General features: G+C 28.0%; 10 protein-coding genes and 1 pseudogene. 1 reads left to right on the top strand and 10 read right to left on the bottom strand.

The genetic code is table 11. The annotated features are described in order from the left end of the window. Nucleotides 1-133: 133 nt before the first annotated feature. The 4 genes from EDL80_RS01960 to EDL80_RS01945 all read right to left on the bottom strand — a co-directional run bounded on the left by EDL80_RS01960 (nt 134) and on the right by EDL80_RS01945 (nt 8,849). Nucleotides 134-1,672 carry a hypothetical protein gene (locus tag EDL80_RS01960; protein ID WP_158406530.1) on the bottom strand — a complete coding sequence of 513 codons (1,539 nt, stop codon included), beginning with the start codon at nt 1,670-1,672 and terminating at the stop codon, nt 134-136. Between the two features lie 1,071 nt (nt 1,673-2,743). Next, nucleotides 2,744-4,342, bottom strand: a complete 1,599-nt coding sequence (locus EDL80_RS01955) for a hypothetical protein (RefSeq protein WP_158406529.1) — start codon at nt 4,340-4,342, stop codon at nt 2,744-2,746. A gap of 884 nt (nt 4,343-5,226) precedes the next feature. Further along, on the bottom strand, nt 5,227-6,792 hold the full coding sequence (locus tag EDL80_RS01950) for a hypothetical protein (RefSeq protein WP_158406528.1): 1,566 nt from the start codon (nt 6,790-6,792) through the stop codon (nt 5,227-5,229). Between the two features lie 530 nt (nt 6,793-7,322). Further along, entirely contained in the window at nt 7,323-8,849 is a 1,527-nt protein-coding gene (locus tag EDL80_RS01945; protein WP_158406527.1) for a hypothetical protein, read from the bottom strand. A gap of 1,291 nt (nt 8,850-10,140) precedes the next feature. On the opposite strand from EDL80_RS01945, the pseudogene EDL80_RS05155 reads away from it, so the two are divergent. Continuing rightward, a pseudogene (locus EDL80_RS05155) lies at nt 10,141-10,230 on the top strand (tRNA (adenosine(37)-N6)-dimethylallyltransferase MiaA); the annotation flags it as partial. 309 nt (nt 10,231-10,539) lie between these two features. Here the strand turns inward: EDL80_RS05155 and EDL80_RS01940 are convergent. From EDL80_RS01940 to pnp, 6 genes are all read right to left on the bottom strand, one after another. Further along, nucleotides 10,540-11,133, bottom strand: a complete 594-nt coding sequence (locus EDL80_RS01940; RefSeq protein WP_158406526.1) for a hypothetical protein — start codon at nt 11,131-11,133, stop codon at nt 10,540-10,542. Nucleotides 11,134-11,438: 305 nt separating this feature from the next. Continuing rightward, the gene (locus EDL80_RS01935; protein WP_158406525.1) at nt 11,439-11,999 is read right to left on the bottom strand and encodes a hypothetical protein; all 561 of its coding nucleotides are present in this window, start codon (nt 11,997-11,999) and stop codon (nt 11,439-11,441) included. A gap of 737 nt (nt 12,000-12,736) precedes the next feature. Then, the gene (locus EDL80_RS01930; protein WP_158406524.1) at nt 12,737-13,690 is read right to left on the bottom strand and encodes a hypothetical protein; all 954 of its coding nucleotides are present in this window, start codon (nt 13,688-13,690) and stop codon (nt 12,737-12,739) included. Between the two features lie 433 nt (nt 13,691-14,123). After that, a complete protein-coding gene (gene lepA / locus EDL80_RS01925; RefSeq protein WP_158406523.1) occupies nt 14,124-15,920 on the bottom strand; it encodes a translation elongation factor 4 in 1,797 nt (598 codons plus the stop codon). Nucleotides 15,921-15,956: 36 nt separating this feature from the next. Next, nucleotides 15,957-16,751 carry a class I SAM-dependent methyltransferase gene (locus EDL80_RS01920; protein WP_158406522.1) on the bottom strand — a complete coding sequence of 265 codons (795 nt, stop codon included), beginning with the start codon at nt 16,749-16,751 and terminating at the stop codon, nt 15,957-15,959. Between the two features lie 39 nt (nt 16,752-16,790). Beyond that, nucleotides 16,791-19,154, bottom strand: a complete 2,364-nt coding sequence (pnp, locus tag EDL80_RS01915) for a polyribonucleotide nucleotidyltransferase (protein WP_158406521.1) — start codon at nt 19,152-19,154, stop codon at nt 16,791-16,793.

Raw genomic sequence — 19,154 nt, 5'->3', positions numbered from 1 at the left:
AAATAATGTTTTACGTACTACTTTCATATTACATACTTTAATAAACTACACAAATCATGCTAACATTTTAATAACGTAAAACTGGTAAAACATACAATATATAATCACAAGTCCTGATGAAAAAAGCTTGTAACTATGATACACAAGCATTCTGTACGTGTTCATCATGAACTTGAATACCATGTATAACAGATATATTTCGTCCTACAGAAGGAGATACAACAATTCTATCAATTATTCCTACATCTAACAAGTATTCCCTTTCACAATATAATTTCATATGCGGTCTACACTGTTGCATAATATACTCTCTAGCTGCAGAAATCAAAATAGCATTAGAATAAAATCCAACACCTTCTAACAACAAGTTCAGTACATCATTCAATTCTTGGTTTACATAATATAACCTAGGTATAACAGTTTTCGGATCATCTGTTAATATACTAAAAACTATGTCATAAGCATATGCACAATTTTCAACATGCAATAACTCATCAATAAACATATCTGTAGGATTATTCATACCAGAGTCAATACTGGAATAACTAGCAATAGCACAAATGTATTTATATAACCTCTCATTTCTGATTCTACCACGCATTAAGTCGGAAATATGTTCACCACATCTACCCACATAACGATTTTCATATAAAGAATTATAGTCATTTACTTCACAAGAACATTTAAAATATGTATCTTGTATCATTGTGAATACTTTTCTTTCACTTTCTGGATCATATTGAGGTGTTACACTAGTCAAGATATAAGTTTCAACACATAAAGCTTTATATTCTAATTCAGGATCGTGTATACGTTCACACAAACCACCTTGTCCTAGTGCACCTCTACTACCAAAAATACTAAAGAAAGCTAACAACATCTTATAATGTTCTGAAGTACTCTGAAAATTTTCAACATTCACAAGGTCTGTCATCGGACATAGACTTAAAAGCTTATATGCAACAACATCATATATTGTATCTTCAAAACCATTAGAACTAATTACCTTTTTATTTACAATTTCCTGAAAATTTTCTTTTGTAAAACAATACTTACTTATGCCATCACAAAATTCTACGTATTTACAAGCTAATGACAGGTGTTTACCTTTCAATACTGGACATAATATTTTCAAATCTGTACACCCTTCAGTAATGGATTTGAGATGTTGCACATTGCCTTTAGCTACAATATATATACCTGAACTAGGTATACCATCAACATTTCTTATATCATACAACAACTTAAACCCTTGTGTAGAATCCAATTGTATTGATAAATCCCTATAAGGTAAAATACCTCTATTTTGTTTCATAGTTAATACACAATCTTGTTGATTTAATATAGAGTTACATGCCAAATCTACAATATTGTACCTATAATCCATCTTACTTATTTCCCTAGATGATACAGGCAAAAATACAGCTACTTGCCCAGGTGAATCAATTACTCCTTTTTCTACATGTTCTATAGATAAACCTCTATCAAGCATGATTAGATGTATTAGAGTAATGACAATACTCAAAAACAACAGAAATAATACTACATTAAAAGTAACAATAGCAGGAATATCAGTATGAAACTGTTGCATCAGGCTAAAAAAGATAGCTATAGCTGTAATAAAAAGTATACACAATATACCTAACAATAAACAAGACCGTGATTTATTCATAAAATCCTAAAGCACCTCAAAAAAGATTAATATAAAATACTGTAAATACAATTATAAGGATAAATTCATTATAAGTCATTCACTTTATAATTATTATATCTCACAGAAAAACTGATATAAGCTAATTGTTTTTTGACAAGTAATAAAATTCTACTAGCAGAATTCTATCAAGACTTACAGGAATATCTCTTGATTTTAATTATATTAACCTTTTAGTTAAAACTTGTGTTTATCTATATCAAATGTCATTTAAACTAAGTATTGTAGCTTAGCACAGTGTATTGGTACATATACAAAGATAAAAAGCAAAATTCATAATAAATACCAACTTGGTATCTCAACTATTATAAAATATAAATAGAATTCGCCTTATAAACATAGAAATAAACTTAAAAATCTAGTATTTTAAATTATTCATAATAATGTGTTCACCAATACACAGAAAATTTCAATATATAAGCGCACTAAATATTACACCAACTTAAATACCTATATAATAAAACTCACTGCTATTATTTTAAGTAATAGTTAATTTAAAGTACATTTTTATAAGAAAATACCTGTATCTATTGTAAATATTAAACATTTACATGTAATTCTGCATTCTTTATAAAGAATATTCCGGCATTAAATACTAATATTATCCATACTATTTAATAGTGTAGAAAAATAATTTTTAAAAATAAATAATTAATTATTTAATGCTCAATAATTGTATGTTAACTAATTAAAGTATTGGCTTAATAGCAAAAAATTTAAGCTTTCATACAACAATCCAAGCTAGATAAACTTATTATTGTCACCTAATTAAATTACACACCCACAGTAACAACGAGTTATGTAAAAAATTTAGCTATCCTATTAAGAAGCACAATAATTATCATATGTAATCAAGTTAAAACCAACATATTTTATAATACATATCATTACTACAATATAACTTATATTATTATTGAGTTTTCAGACTTACTTTTTGTTATATTTTAATACTACGGTACAATTCAAACATATTGTTAATCATAAAAACTACACGTTGTACATTACTTACAACTATTTTCACCCAATATATAATTATGTTGTAGCATGACCAAGTCCCGTAGTCATATCGTTTAACTTCAATGAGTCAAGCTGCTCTGTTACCACTTGTTCTTCCATATAATCCACTTCGTTGCCCTCTTTAGAACGATCATCAATCCTAAAACATAACTTAGAAAGACATCCTAGATCTATTGTTCTATATTCTCCAAAATCTAGTATGACAAATTTTCTTACATATTTCTCTACATATGCTCTCGCAACAGCAATCAATGTTTCAACACTACAATGATGAACCACACCTAGTAATTCTTTACATGCACAACTAACACATGGATCATATTTATTACTGAAATAATGATACATAGATAAGACATTACGACAGCTTCTCCCAATGTTGCCTTGACTAATCCACTTATCAACTGTAGAAAGTACTCTCTCATTAATAGTACCGTCAAATAAACTTCTTATAAAATTGTTAGTTCTAATACTTGGAGTACTATGATCATCATAACTAGCAATAGCACATACTGTAGCAAATGTAGTATCGTCCCGAATTCTAGCATGTAGTATAAAATCCACACGGTTACCTGCATAATCTATATAATTATTTTTATATACCTTATTATACGAGCTATAGTCTGTAAGATGATTAATACAAGTTCGTGCTATCATTTTATATGCTTGATTAGCATAATATTCGCTTTCATATTTCCCATGTTCTCTAATATAACCCATCATATATTCTTCTAAAAGAGAATACTTTGTACTACTCCTCTTCCTTTTGTAATTGCCAGGACAAAACATACTAAAAAAAGCATATGCGGTTCTAGCATGTTCTGATGTGTTCCAATCCCCACTTTTAAAAGCCTTTATGCAAGCCTTTGTTAACAGTTCTTCTGCTACCAGATCATAAATGGTCATACCTACACATACACCATTTTTACTTACAGTAACATTACATCTTAAATATACATCAAAATTCCTAGTAAGGAACTCTCGATTATCCGATGACTTAATCAACCTGTCTGATCTATGATCAAATAATTTAACACCCCGATATGTTACTGATACACTCCCATTATCTTTAATACATGGAAGTTGCAGTACAGGATCCATAGCTTTTTTAATCTCTTTACTTACTTTATCCGCATCAGCAGTAGTACAAAATATTATTCCATTATTACATCCAAAGCCATACCTTTGGTCACCATATGCTATCTCTGAATGCATATCACCACCAAGTTTTACGTGATAAGTAAGATCAGGGCACAGTCCACGAATTTGTACTAAATCTAAAGTGCGCTTAATAGGATGACAGACAACATTACTAACATTATAATAACCATTCTGGGTCAGATATAACATATTATTATAACTCATAGGAACATATAAAGAAACTTCATCTGGACGAATACTTCGTACATTACTTTTTACGCTATACCCCTTGGAAAGCATTATTAGATGTACTAACAGCACAAGAGAAATTAGAGATAATATTGATAAAGCTGCAACATAAGCAACATACGCAGGTTGTTGAATTCTACAACTTGGTTGTGCAATAAAAGCAATAAGAACACTAAAAAACAATATAGTGCACATCAGTAATAATGAAATAGTCGCACATCTACCCATAACAGCATAACCATATTATAAATAAAAATATATTATATCATAAAATACACTAAATTTGACCACGTACTCCAAATATTTACAATCCATAATTTTATTATTAAATATTTAATATTGTCATAAATAATAACGTTATTAGTTGTATAAAACATCTATAACTTTTATATCATTGGTACTAAATACATATAATTCAGAATTCACATTGCAAAATCTAGGCATAACTATTACTAATTTTAGCTTGCCACTTAGTATATACATATACTAGTTATCTCAGAAAATGTATGAAACATTATTCAATAAGTGATATTTTTAATGATTAAGATATTGATTACAGTTTTTTAGAAATTTTAACTTGATAATGAAACTATAAGTAAGTTAATTATTTAAGATGATACTAATATTGATAACGAAGTAACACATTATGATAATTAAAATCCATAATAATAAAACATTACACATAGTAAACTTTATATATTATATCTATTGAAATACCGTGTTAACATATAGTCTCAAGTACTAACAAAGTATATATAATCTATACACTTAATTTAAATTTTAAAGATAATAATGAAATGGATATTAAGATAAAACATTCTCATACATATTTCAACATATACATCATACCTGTAATTATATTAATATCCACCTCTTATCGACAATTAATATACTAGTGCTATTTAACAAATCCTAGTAAACAAAAAATATTTCATTATTACTATCCCTATATTAAAATGGCAGTGCAATATCATGTACTCACAAGTTATATGTCACTTATTTTACAAAACATTACAAATCTAATGCTAATATCAAGATTTTACCAAAAATAGCATAATAATATTACAATAATAACTTACAGTAATAAGCTATTACTTAACTTTTAAACCACTTTATACACTACTAGTAATACATTCATCACTCAATACTGCATTTGTCGTTCCATCAACAATATTCAAATCACTTGCAACTCCAGCACTTTTTTGTTCAGTAGAACACACTATAATATCATTAATATATCCCACATCTATAGAAGAATATCTATCACAATGTAATAACTGCATACGCTCTTTACAATTCTCCATAACAAAATCTTGAGCACATTTAATCAAAGTAGAAACATCACTACGTACAAAAATACATGGACCTAATACTCTTTTTAACATGCTACGTACTTCTTTACTTTCAGGGTCGAACTTAAGCAACTTCTCAATATCTTTTTTACTATCAATATTACATATAACTTCCAACTTACCTTTTTCGGATTGCAATATATCACGAATAAATTTATTTGTTTTTTGCGACATAACATCCTCATTATCGCAAGAAGCAATGCTGTAAATGTAGTAATAGCACTTATCTTTTTCTATATTTTGACGTATCAAATCACTAACGCGTTCACCCTTAACAGAGGTATAAACATTATTACATAAAAAACTATACTTGTATAACTCATGATTTTCGCTAAAATACGTATCTCTTATCCTATCAAATATAAGAGGATCATATGATTTATCTCTATGGAATTCTGAACTAGCGACATATTCAGTAATCAATTCAAGCTTAGGTATCAAATCTTCTCTACTCAATCTTTTTTCACCCAATATGAGCCTATAATTAAACATAGAAAAAAAACTTGCAGCAATTTTTCCATTTACATCCCTAGTCCACCAACCATACTCATCTATCTTAGGACACTCACTTAGAATTTCAACCGCAATAATATCATACAAATATCTCATTGATATTTCATCCTCAGTGTTAGTCTCAACTTCAAAACGTAGAAGTTGTGCAAAATCTGCTGGACCATAAGGATCTTTTTTATTATAAAGTTGCTTACTACCATAAAACTCTACATGTTTATAAACCAACGACAGTTTTCCATAGTCTATTATTGGATGAAGTATCTGAACATCTACACGTCTTTTAAGATTTTGTGACAATACTAACTTATTACAATTGGCAACAATATATAATCCAGAATTTTTAACCTTGATCTGATCATGCATCAATAACTGAGCTTTTTCATTTCCATTTAATTGTATACTTGGTGCTGTAGTCGAAAACATCGTTGCACGCTGTGTCATTTCTAAAGCATATTTATCTTCATCTTCATGACCCGTTTTCACAGAAGAAAAATTAATAATATTAGCCTCAGTATTTATCCCACTCATTTTTTCAGGAGGTACCTGTAAAAACAGAACAACTTCTTGATTTGGATATTTCAGTTTAAAAGTACGATTTTTATCCATACGTCTCAAAGAAATTCCATCATAATGCATACAAACATTTATTAAACTTACTATAAAAGCAAACAGTATTACACCAAATACAACACTAGCAGCAATATAAAATTCTCTAGTATTATTCTGAGATCTGCATGCCAAAGAAACCATTACATCTATAATTAACAATGCAGTTATTATAGAGAATATCATAGCAGATTTTAATTTATTCATAAAAATCCTTAAAAAATCTTTGCTGATTTTACCATTATGAAATCATTAATACAATTTAAAAATATGTATAACAAGATTAAATCAATTATTTATATATTATTTGGCATAAAATATATTTATAACGATAAACTATAGTAATTTTTATAGATTAATGCACAAATGATGGATTATCGTAACGCTAATATTATATTAAAATATATATATTCCATTTATAAACACATCAAATATATCTAGAAATGTATATTTATTTAAAAATAAAAAAAATTAAAAATTAAAAAATATATTTCACTTATTTCATATACAGTTATTTAATTTAGTTAATAACTAATCTGTTATATATACTAACAAGGTATATAAGCATTATATCATTAACGATATTTCAGTAATACAATAAAATAACAAGAGATCATTTACTACTACACAAGATGTGCCTCTTACTATATTAGAAAATATTTTATAATATAGAAATGAACTAATGAGATATGTACAATTCATATGTTATAAGAAAATTAATAATATATTAGCTATTTTTAGAATATTCTAGGACTAGGACTAGGATATGCAAAAATGTGACCATCTTTTGTTTTGGAACATACATCACTTACTTTTCTTTTATCATCATACATAACTACATTCTTTACTCTGACATTTAAAGTCATACTATTATTCACATAAAACAACTCCTGTTTTTTACAAATTTTCATAACGTGCTCTTTAGCAGCTGTAACTAACTTTTCAACACTAACTTCTCCATGTATACCTAAGACATCTAATATCTCACTAAGTTTACAATTCTGTATTTTATCGTATCTCATTACCTTACTAAAAGTGCTGTTGTATTTCTTAGTCTCCAAGTACCTACAAACACTAGTTACAATACTGTAATGCTTTTCATTATTTAATATGTCACAAATAAATTTATCTGTTTGTTTATCTTGCTCATTAATATTATAAGTACATAGAGCATAGATGTACTTATATATATCATTACTGCGAATACAACTCAGGATTACGCTAGAAATACCGCCACCAAAAATATCAACATAATAATCATTATGCAAAAACTCATAACAATTTCTTTCACATGAATAATCCATATATATACGTTTTATCTCACTAAATATATACTGGCTAGATTCATAATCTGGTTCTACTTTATGATTACTCATATATTGGTTAATATATTCAACTTTTGATTTCAATTCCTTATTTATATAAAGACTATTGCTATCACAATTAAACATCTTAAAAAAACTTAAAACAACTCTACCTTTGGGTGTATTTTCTAACCAAAAATCTCTATCAGGTATTTCGTCAGGAAATTCCAATAAAATGCATGATATCATCATATCATGTACAGTGATGTTTTTAGACAAAGAAATACTAGAATCAGTATTAATTACTCTAGCCATTAAAACATCACGAAAATCTTCTGGAAAATATTTTACATTTTGAGTATCGTCATCAATTTTAGCATAAGAAAATGATAAAGATAATTTGTTATTATTTAATCCTATTTTAGTGATAGATGGTCTTATATTCCTTAATAATTCCAAATCCTCAGATTCAAGCACAATGCATAATCCTGAAGCATTCTGCATATTCTGAATATCTTCTTCACTTAGTAATAGGCTTATACTGCTAGATTTTAATTTCATATCCATATCAGGTAATAACCCACAATTTTGCTTTATATCTACCGTATAACCAGCTCCAGATTTATCACACGAAAGTGTCACAACATTATCTCTAGTATCTATTTTAGATAATTCTTCAGGTGAAAAATGTATAAACAAAGGAATTTGTTTTTTTAAATTAACCTTTAAACTTTGAGTCTTATATTTTATAGCAACACCTGAACTATATAGTATACAACTTATTAAACTACTAGCAAACGCTATACCCAACCCTACTAAAATAACAATAAAACTATTGTGAACATATGAAGGAAGATTACTACCAAATTGCCTATGCAGCATCATAAACATTAAAATAGTCAGACCTAAAATTACAAAAAGTATAAAAGTCAATACTTTTGTATTTGATATTTTTATCATAACAAAACCTAAAAAACTTGATTTATAACTTAACCATCAATTTATAAAAATAATTAATTATTTAGTTAGTATTATTATTTTATTAATACATATAACATTAGCAGCATTTATCATCAAAATGATAGAAATTAATACTTTCAAAAGTACGTATTATAATACAATTTTATAAAAAATTAAATATTAAAATATAAAAAATTAATCATCTAATAAAACATACTATCAATGTAATAACTATAATGTTACATTTAATAAATATCTTTATATCCTAAAAATAATCAATAAATTAATATAGCCAGGTTAAAAATAAAATTAATTTTTAAATGTTATTATAAATATAGTATTATTGTAGCATCAATATATTAATAATATTTACAGTACATTACACAAGTAAGTCAATATTTAATAAACCTATTAAGTATTAATTATGGAAGCAGCTATTATATAGTAAAATGCTAAAATAATATAAACATTAAAATACCCTTTATAACAGAAAAAACACGTTTTATATTCAACAAATGGATTTTTTTATTAAAAATTAATAAGCAATATAATTATACATATAAAAAAGCATTATATTATTAAATTAGATATTTTCATTTACTAAAAACAATAAAATTTAAAAATCAGCAACAATTAAAAACAACTACATAATCTTAATTCTCAATAACATAACTAAATAAATATAAGATATACATTATATTTAAAATCTGTTTACATATTACTTGTAAGATTATGTTTTACATATTAATTAACTTAAGTATCCAATGCTTTTATGTCTCCCTATAGCAGATATCGATAAAAACTAATATTATCATTACAAAAGAACTTACTGTAATATTCTAGGACATAATTGAGTAATACATTTTTATCACTATGGCTTATCTTTCAAGTTTTCATAATTCATAAATATTTTTTACTATAAATTTCTTTATAAAAAATATTAAATAGGTTCTATAATTTACTATTATTACTATTGATAATTTTACTAAATTTCTAAATAAAGCACCTTATAATTAATTATACCTCTTGAATCTACATAAATGTAAAATTCTCCAACTTAAATTATAACAATAATTATGTATTCAATATAAGGTTTACATAATTCGCAACTATAAAAGCAAATCCTGTATCCCCCAGCAACTATTATATTTTTCTATACTTCTGAAAATAATCTGATTACGCATTGCATTAGAAATATATCCTTTTGTACAACAAAATAACTAATCGTTCATTTATACTATATTTTTATTATAATTCTACAACCATAACAATCAATTATGTATAAAACACCATGAATAATACATTAATCATTACCGGATCTACAGCATCTGGTAAGTCCAAGATATCTGTAAAAATCGCGCAGGATAATAATTCTTACCTTAGGTCATAAGAAATACAAGCTCACCAATTAATACAACAAAGAAAATATAATACCAGAGATTACTACATATCAATTATCAAATTTATATCCGACATAATACATACATATATACTGTACAAGCCTTTACAGATTCCAATGGATAATGACACATTCTTTCCTACATAAATTTTTTACATTCCGACATAACAAAAAGCTCTATGGTTTCATCCGTTACTCACTGTTTATTTTTTAATAGAACAACACTAACACAGTAAATTCAACATACATATATTTTTCTATACATTAATACAATTATGATATTTATATAGATTATACCTTACATAAGTTTTGCTCTTCTTCTGAACTGATTGTAACATCTACTAATCCCTGAGGATCATCATCATTATGCTGTGTCTCATCTTCAGCTTCAGTAACCAGTTTACTAGAAGATAATGATGCTCCACGCTCAACACTTTTTTCAGTGACACTTTTACGATCATCAATACCAGCACTAGTACCAGCACTAGCATCACTAGTATCATTATTAGGAATAACAGTATCTTGTACTTCAGAATCAGTAGAAGTACTACCAGTTATTTCCTTATCATCTTTCACAGGCAACTTAGTATTCTTCAAAGATTCAATACTAGACAAATTTTTATCTAATGATTCGCGTTCACCACAACTATTCTCATCCCTACTCAATGGTAAAGCAATAGATTCTACAACCTGACCGTCATACATACATTTATATAAAATTAGGTGCATCAAACCACCCAACATCAGACACATCAGACCAATTAGCATCGTAAACTGATCAAACGCCAGCATGTCTAAATATCCTAGTACTATTGTTACAATCAACGCGACAATGACTAGAGCTATACAACCAGAAAGAATAGCAATATCATGAGAAACTACCATATTAAAACCTATAATATTAAAAAAATTTATAATTAATTAATACATTCTATCACATTTTATTAATAATAAAAAATAATAAGGTTTATTATTAATTACTTTTTATAAGTATATTAACTAACTATATTAATAAAATAGCTTTTAGATTATACGATTGATATAAATTTTATTAAACTAGTATTTTTTAGTTAATGATAAACATATAATGTTAAAAAATTCTATAATTATTATAATTTTAATGTATATAATAAATCATGCTTTTAAAAATATTATCTTCTCATCTTCCAAAATAAGAATTAAATAATTAACTATTCACGTATCCCCTTATTGGAGTTTTGTTGTATTTGTATTTCCGCAGATTCCATCAAACTATCAGCACCATCTAATGATACTTCTGTTTCAATGCTTTGAGAAAATTCTTTAATGGATCCATAATTTTTTCTTTTACCTACACTATCACGTTCACCCACAGAATTAAACTCTGAAATCTTGTGTAATTCATCTATACTATATTCATCTATATCATCACCAAAATATTGAGACTGATTAGTAGAAGAATTTTTACGATACAGAAAGTTTTTTACTTTTTTAAAAAATTGATTACCTTGCTTTGCACGAGCAGTCGATTTAAATTCATCATCTTCTCCTCTAGAATAAAGAATATCAAGCTTCTTATCATAGTCTATATCTTTATAATTGCTATATAATATTACAGAACCAGCTGCCATTAAAACTGCAAACATAACCGTAAATTCTGACATTCGATTAACAGGCACGTCATTTACACAAGACGCTATTAGTCCTACTGTTGAACAAAGTACTATTACCAAAGCACTACAACCAATTACAATTCTATGATTTTTTATCATAATATTAACCTTAATATAATAAAATTAGATTTTTTATATTAATTAATATTAATTTATATTATCAATTTTATAATATGAAAACGCTAATATTTATTGTACAAAAAATCTTATATTATTAATAAATTTACTATTTACATGGTATACTAATATATTAAATATTTTATTAAAAACATAATTTTTAACACATAGAATATTATTGCTACATCTTTTAAATATTAATCTCTCAATAGTATATATATATATTATAGTATAAAAAATAACTTATTATTGTAATAAAAGTAAATTAAAACTACAATAATTTTAGTATTTTTTTAACAATTTACATCTTTAAATTAATCCAAAAATTACAAACATTCTTAAGTAGCTTTGAACATTTTGTCTATCCAAGAAAAATAGAGAATATCCTACCATATAAGTAATGTAATTTATTATAAAATAACAATAGGCTGAATATACTAGAAAATTATAAATACAAATCAGCTAAAGTTAAGGTTTATTATCAATATCAAAAATTATTTAACATACAATTATTACTAAAAATACAGTTATATTCTTTTACAAAATCGTATTTTTATAATAATACAATAAAAACTTTTTGCATTAATAACTCCAAGAATACTATTTTATAACCTTACCACAAAAACATATTACTGAATTAGTATGCTTTATATGTAAATATTCAATAATGAAAACCTCTTTTAATATATAGTAGCTATAGCATTGCAAATTAATGAAAGTTACATACATCTTCCCTGACTGCCTTTATTTGCTCTTGACATTTGTAATCTACTAACAGAAGAACTTTCACTATTCTCCATATCCTTTAACTTACTTGCAAAATTAGATTGAGTTAGTTCACTCTCGATAGACTGTTCAGATTTTATAGGCATTTTTTCAGACTCTTGCACTTCAGTACAAAATATTTGGTAACTACCATCAGCATTAACATGCATTGTTTTTCTTTGTTTATTCATTACCATTGTCACTGCACTTACAAAATCATTTTTAACATTTTTTCCTTCATGAGTTTTTCCTGCTACATCAACCACAGTTGATCTAACATCACTAGACTGTTGTTGATCATTTTTTTGATTAGATGATTCTTGATCCTTAGATATTAAATTACTAGAAGTTTCAAGATCATTAGCTTTCCGATGTTCAGCATCATTAGCTTTCCGATGTTCAGCATCATTAGCTTTCCGATGTTCAGCATCATTAGCTTTCCGATGTTCAGCATCATTAGCTTTCCGATGTTCAGCATCATTAGTTTTCTGATGTTCAGCATCATTAGTTTTCTGATGTTCAGCATCATCAGCTTTCCGATGTTCAGCACCGTCAGCTTTTTGACGATCAACATCATCAGCTTCTCTAAATTCATTGTCCGTATCAAATAATTCGTCACTATCCTTAAACATATTAATCACATCTAACGGTATTTCATCAAAACGAGATTCTTTACCTGCAGTGAGAGTAGTATAATGTTTATTTACTCTATGCTTGTTATATAATGTAAAAACTGCAGCAATCAAAACTAGAGCCGTAGCTGAACTTGCAGCAATTGCAAGAATTATTCCAACTCTAGAACCAACTGGTAAACCTTGTGAACAATTTAATCCTATCCCTACAGATTTACCTACAATTAACACAATACATGTAGCTATAGTACTTAGTTTGTAATCTTTTATATTCATAAACTTACCTTGAGGAAATTATGACAAATAGAGTATGTTTTTGATTAATATATTTAAAATTTTATGCGCATTAATAATTTAAATTAAATTATATAGATATATTACATAATTAATTTATATCATTTAATATTTAATATTTAATTGATTTTTATGACTTTTCCTAATAAATTTATAACTATTTCCTAATAATCCTAAGATATTACAAACTAAAGAAAAACTCATAATAATAGATAATAATTTAAAATATTATTTACTATTATCAGTAAGAAGGTATATATAAAAAATCTAACAGTTCAACATACTAATTAAAATAACTATACTTAATTAGTTATAAACAGCTTTTTTTATTACTATATTACTTGAAAAACACTATCTAAATAATACCATAACATTATGTCACCATCATATTACATGGACAGTATACATAATATAATTAATCTATAATTTTTAAAGCTTGAATAAACGCATTATGTGGTACATTAACATTTCCTATAGCACGCAACCTTTTCTTTCCTTTTTTCTGCTTTTCTAATAATTTCATTCTTCTAGTTACATCACCACCGTATAACTTTGCTGTAACATCTTTACGATATGGTGATATAGTTTCACGAGCAATAATCTTTGCACCTACAGCTGCTTGTATTGCAATCTTGTACTGTTGTCTTGGTATTAAATCTTTTAATCTCAAACATATTTCTCGACCTCGTTGTTCAACTTTACTTTTATGAACAATACATGCAAGAGCATCAACTGGTTCAGAATTTATCAAAATAGTTAATTTAGCAATCTCACTATCCATATATCCATCCATTTCCCAATCTAAACTTGCATAACCTTTAGAAATAGATTTTATTCTATCATAAAAGTCAAAAACAACTTCCGATAATGGTAGCCTATATTTTAACAATGCAGTATTACCAGAATACGATAGGTCTATTTTTTCCCCTCTCTTATTGTTACATAACGACATTACAACACCTAAATATTGATCTGGCACCATAATAGTAGCACAAATCCAAGGTTCTTTTATACTAGCTATATCTTGTACTTCACCAAAATCATGAGGATTATGAACTTCACGAAGGACCCCATTCTTAGATATAATTTGATATACAACACCAGGTGCTGTAGCAGTCAAGTCCAAATTAAACTCCCTTTCTAATCTTTCCTGTATGACTTCTAAATGCAACATCCCTAAAAATCCACATCGAAATCCATATCCAAGCGCACTGGAAACTTCAATATCAAAAGTAAAACTAGCATCATTAAGCTGTAATTTCTTCAAAGCCTCACGTAATTTTTCAAAATCTCCTGCCTCATTAGGAAAAATACTACAAAAAACCATAGGATGAATCGTCCTGAACCCTGGCATTGGATTATCACATCTTCTCTGTTCCTCAGTAATTGTATCACCTATCTTACAATCCGATAATTCCTTAATAGATGCAGTAATAAATCCAATTTCACCCACTGAAAGTTGATCTACAATCTTTTTATGTGGAGTAAAAATTCCAATATTATCAACTTGATATACAGCATTACTAGACATCATAACAATCTTCATGCCTTTTTTTATTATACCATCCACCACACGTAATAAAATTACTATCCCAAGATAGGTATCATACCAAGTATCTACCAAAATAGCCTTCAACGGATTGTCAAAATTTCCAGATGGAGCTGGTAACCTAGATACTATAGCCTCTAACACATCTTTTATACCTATACCTGATTTTGCTGATACAAGCAGCGACTCACTTGCATCAATTCCTATGATCTCTTCTATTTGAGACTTTACCTTATCTGGATCTGAAGATGCTAGATCTATTTTATTTAATACTGGAATTATTTCATGATTACTATCTATAGCCTTATATACATTTGCTAAAGTTTGAGCTTCAACTCCTTGAGTACTATCTACAACAAGCAAAGAACCTTCACATGCTGCCAAACTTCTACTAACTTCATATGAAAAATCCACATGCCCTGGAGTATCCATCAAATTCAAATAATAAATCTTACCATCTTTAGCTGTATACATTAACCTTACAGTTTGTGCTTTTATAGTAATACCACGCTCTCGCTCAATATCCATAGAATCCAAAACTTGGTCTTTCATTTCCCGCTTTTCTAGACCATTACACTCCTCAATTAGACGATCAGCTAATGTAGACTTCCCGTGATCAATATGAGCTATTATAGCAAAATTTCTTATATTAATTTTATCCATGTTAACTAATCCTCACATTATTATATTATAGTCCTACTACTTATTCGCTTTTAGAATAATAATCTCAAAAGTAGCAGGAATACTAACCTCATCTACTGAAAAATACTTTTTATAATATTCAAAAATTTTTTTAATTACAGTTTTAGTTAATCTATGTTTATTTCTAGCATATAATACATTACCTTCACCCATTTTTCTTAGATCCTTAAACAAATGATATATATCATTATACTTTAGTTGAATAACATTGACATCTATTACAATATTAGAATATCCACTTTTTTGTAATAAAGAAATAATATATTGTACATTAATAAATGGCATAATTCTAGGTGCAATACCAATATCCATTTCTGCTCTAATAATTGAATATTTTAATTCATAAAGAGTTTTATGACCAAATAATGAAGCAAGAAAAATTCCTCCATCCTTCATAAGATTATATATGTTTAATAAGTTATAAAATAAATTATTAACATTATGCAAACATAAATTATTGATAACAATGTCAAATGTTTCATTACAAAATGGTAACTGTTCATCATCAGCTACTACCCTATAATTATCTTGAGCACTACACAACATATGATACGATATATCACACTGAACTACTTGATCCTTATAAAAAATCAATTTTCTTTGTAATAGACTATCACTAAAATAATCAGTTCTACATCCTATACTTAAAATCAAACCAGTATTTACTGAAAATAAACCCAATTTATCCAGTATAATACTAGTGACTTCAGAAAATATAAAAGAATCAGCTTTATTATAAAAAGATGCCTTATCTCTATATAGTTTTACAAGGCTACGGTCAAAAATAAGCATAATAAGATATTATATAACGTAGCAAAAAAAACTAAGCTCCTAAAAAAACCTAGGCTTTCTAGGAATCTCATTACCGTTCCTACTATCATTAAAAGAACGATTACCACCAGAAAAATTACTATTATGTGACATTAAATCTTCCCTATGATAATTAGAGCCACTACTACGACGAGACCTACTACCGCTACGTCTTTTTTTTTCACTCCCATGCCGTACACTACCACCACCTGATGACAAAAATGAATCATCAGAATCAGAACCTTTTCTTATATTATAAAGTTCTCCATCTATCGGTTCACCAGTTTCCTGATCTACTCTACGCATAGAAAGTTGAACATACTCACGATCTATACCAATAACTAATACTTTTACCTTATCATTAACAGAAATGACGCTACTTACTGCATTAATATGTTCATTCTTTATTTCACTAATATGAATTAAACCTCTTCTTCCACCCAAAAAGCTAACAAAAGCTCCAAACTTTACAATTTCAACAACAGTTCCATCAAAAACTTTTCCTATTTCTGGCTCAGATACAATATCCATAATCATATTTTTAGCATGCTCTACTGCATCATTATTAATCGCATATATCATTACAGTGCCATCTTGCATAATTTCAATTCTTGCACCTGTCTTTTCACAAATCTCACGGATATTTTTTCCACCACTGCCTATGACATTGCGAATCTTGTCCTTATTTATAAAGATAGATTCTATTCTAGGAGCATGATTCTTTATACATTCCCTAGACTCTTGTATAACTAAATTCATCTTATCAAGAATATGCATTCTTCCATCCTTAGCTTGAAGTAATGATCTTTCAATGACTTCAATGCTTATTCCAGAAATTTTCATATCCATTTGTAGCGCAGTAATACCTAATGAAGTACCAGCAACTTTAAAATCCATATCACCAAGATGATCTTCATCACCTAATATATCTGACAGAATAATAAACTGATCACCCTCTTTAATAAGGCCCATTGCAATACCAGCAACAGGAGCTTTAATAGGTACTCCTGTATCCATCAAGGCTAGAGAAGCACCACAAACAGTTGCCATAGAAGATGAACCATCCGATTCTGTGATTTCAGACACTACTCTAATAGTATATGGAAAATCTGATTTTTCAGGTAATACATAGTGGATTGCTTTCCAAGCAAGCTTACCATGACCTATTTCCCTCCTCCCAGGAGCGCGTAATGCTGCTGATTCACCTACTGCATATGGAGGAAAATTGTAATGCAACAAGAAACTCTCTCTTCTATCTCCATCTAAATCATCAACTATTTGCTCATCCTGCGGTGTACCTAGTGCAGTAACAACTAATGCTTGCGTATTACCCCTAGTAAATAGAGCAGATCCATGTGCTTTAGGCAACACATCTATTTCAATCTCTATATCACGTATTCCATTAAATGAACGTCCATCTATTCTAGAAGAAGTTTCAACAATTTTAGAACGTACTAAAGATCTTTCAAAGTTTTTAAGTGCACTAATAATATCCTGACTAGTATATTTACATTCTAAACTATCAGCCTGATATTTTGGTAACATATCAGACAGTACTTGCTCACGTAATTTTTCTAATTCCAATGCTCGCTCTTTTTTCACAATATTAGAATATGCAACACTAAAACTTTCCTTATAAGAAGAAGCTATATCATCAACAAGAGAAGTAATATCATGTGGTATAAACTCAATAGGCATTACCCCATTTTCTTCTCTAAATTCCTCGATTAACTTTATTACCTCTTGACAATTTTGATGCCCAAAAGATATTGCACCTAACATTTGAGCTTCAGAAAGTTCAGATGCTTCAGATTCAACCATCAATACAGAATCTTCATTACCTGACAAAAATAAATCTAAAGAACTAGATAACATCTCATCAGCAGAAGCATTTAATAAGTATTTATCTTCCGATAACAAATATCCTACTCTTGCCCCAACAACTATTCCATTAAAAGGAACACCAGATATTGCTAAAGCAGCCGTAGCACCAATTAACGCAGTTACTTCAGGGGGAGCAACCGTATCATACGATAATAGGTTACATACTATACTAACTTCATCATAAAAACCTAAAGGGAATAAAGGCCTAATACTTCTATCAATTAAACGAGAAATCAAAGTTTCCCTATCAGATGGCTTACCTTCCCTCTTTAAAAAACCACCAGGAATCTTACCTACAGCATAACTTTTAGCAACAAATTGTACAGTTAATGGTAAAAAATCTACAGGTTCTTTAGTTTTACCAGTCACCACTGTCGACAAAACCGTAGTTCCACCATAAGTTACTACTACAGCACCATTAGCTTGCCTTGCTATTTTACCAGTTTCTAAAACTAAGGTTTTATCTCCCCACTCTGTAGACTTCCTTATCAAATTAAACAT

Source organism: Ehrlichia ruminantium (genome assembly GCF_009728835.1).
Taxonomy (GTDB): Bacteria; Pseudomonadota; Alphaproteobacteria; order Rickettsiales; family Anaplasmataceae; genus Ehrlichia; species Ehrlichia ruminantium_B.
Note: the sequence above shows the minus strand (reverse complement) of the source record. Positions and strands in the feature narration are given on the sequence as shown.

What these genes read in the sequence shown, in the direction of transcription:
- EDL80_RS01960 (WP_158406530.1), bottom strand. Translation starts at nt 1,672, where the DNA reads ATGAATAAATCACGGTCTTGTTTATTGTTAGGTATATTGTGTATACTT.
- EDL80_RS01955 (WP_158406529.1), bottom strand. Translation starts at nt 4,342, where the DNA reads ATGGGTAGATGTGCGACTATTTCATTATTACTGATGTGCACTATATTG.
- EDL80_RS01950 (WP_158406528.1), bottom strand. Translation starts at nt 6,792, where the DNA reads ATGAATAAATTAAAATCTGCTATGATATTCTCTATAATAACTGCATTG.
- EDL80_RS01945 (WP_158406527.1), bottom strand. Translation starts at nt 8,849, where the DNA reads ATGATAAAAATATCAAATACAAAAGTATTGACTTTTATACTTTTTGTA.
- EDL80_RS01940 (WP_158406526.1), bottom strand. Translation starts at nt 11,133, where the DNA reads ATGGTAGTTTCTCATGATATTGCTATTCTTTCTGGTTGTATAGCTCTA.
- EDL80_RS01935 (WP_158406525.1), bottom strand. Translation starts at nt 11,999, where the DNA reads ATGATAAAAAATCATAGAATTGTAATTGGTTGTAGTGCTTTGGTAATA.
- EDL80_RS01930 (WP_158406524.1), bottom strand. Translation starts at nt 13,690, where the DNA reads ATGAATATAAAAGATTACAAACTAAGTACTATAGCTACATGTATTGTG.
- lepA (WP_158406523.1), bottom strand. Translation starts at nt 15,920, where the DNA reads ATGGATAAAATTAATATAAGAAATTTTGCTATAATAGCTCATATTGAT.
- EDL80_RS01920 (WP_158406522.1), bottom strand. Translation starts at nt 16,751, where the DNA reads ATGCTTATTTTTGACCGTAGCCTTGTAAAACTATATAGAGATAAGGCA.
- pnp (WP_158406521.1), bottom strand. Translation starts at nt 19,154, where the DNA reads ATGTTTAATTTGATAAGGAAGTCTACAGAGTGGGGAGATAAAACCTTA.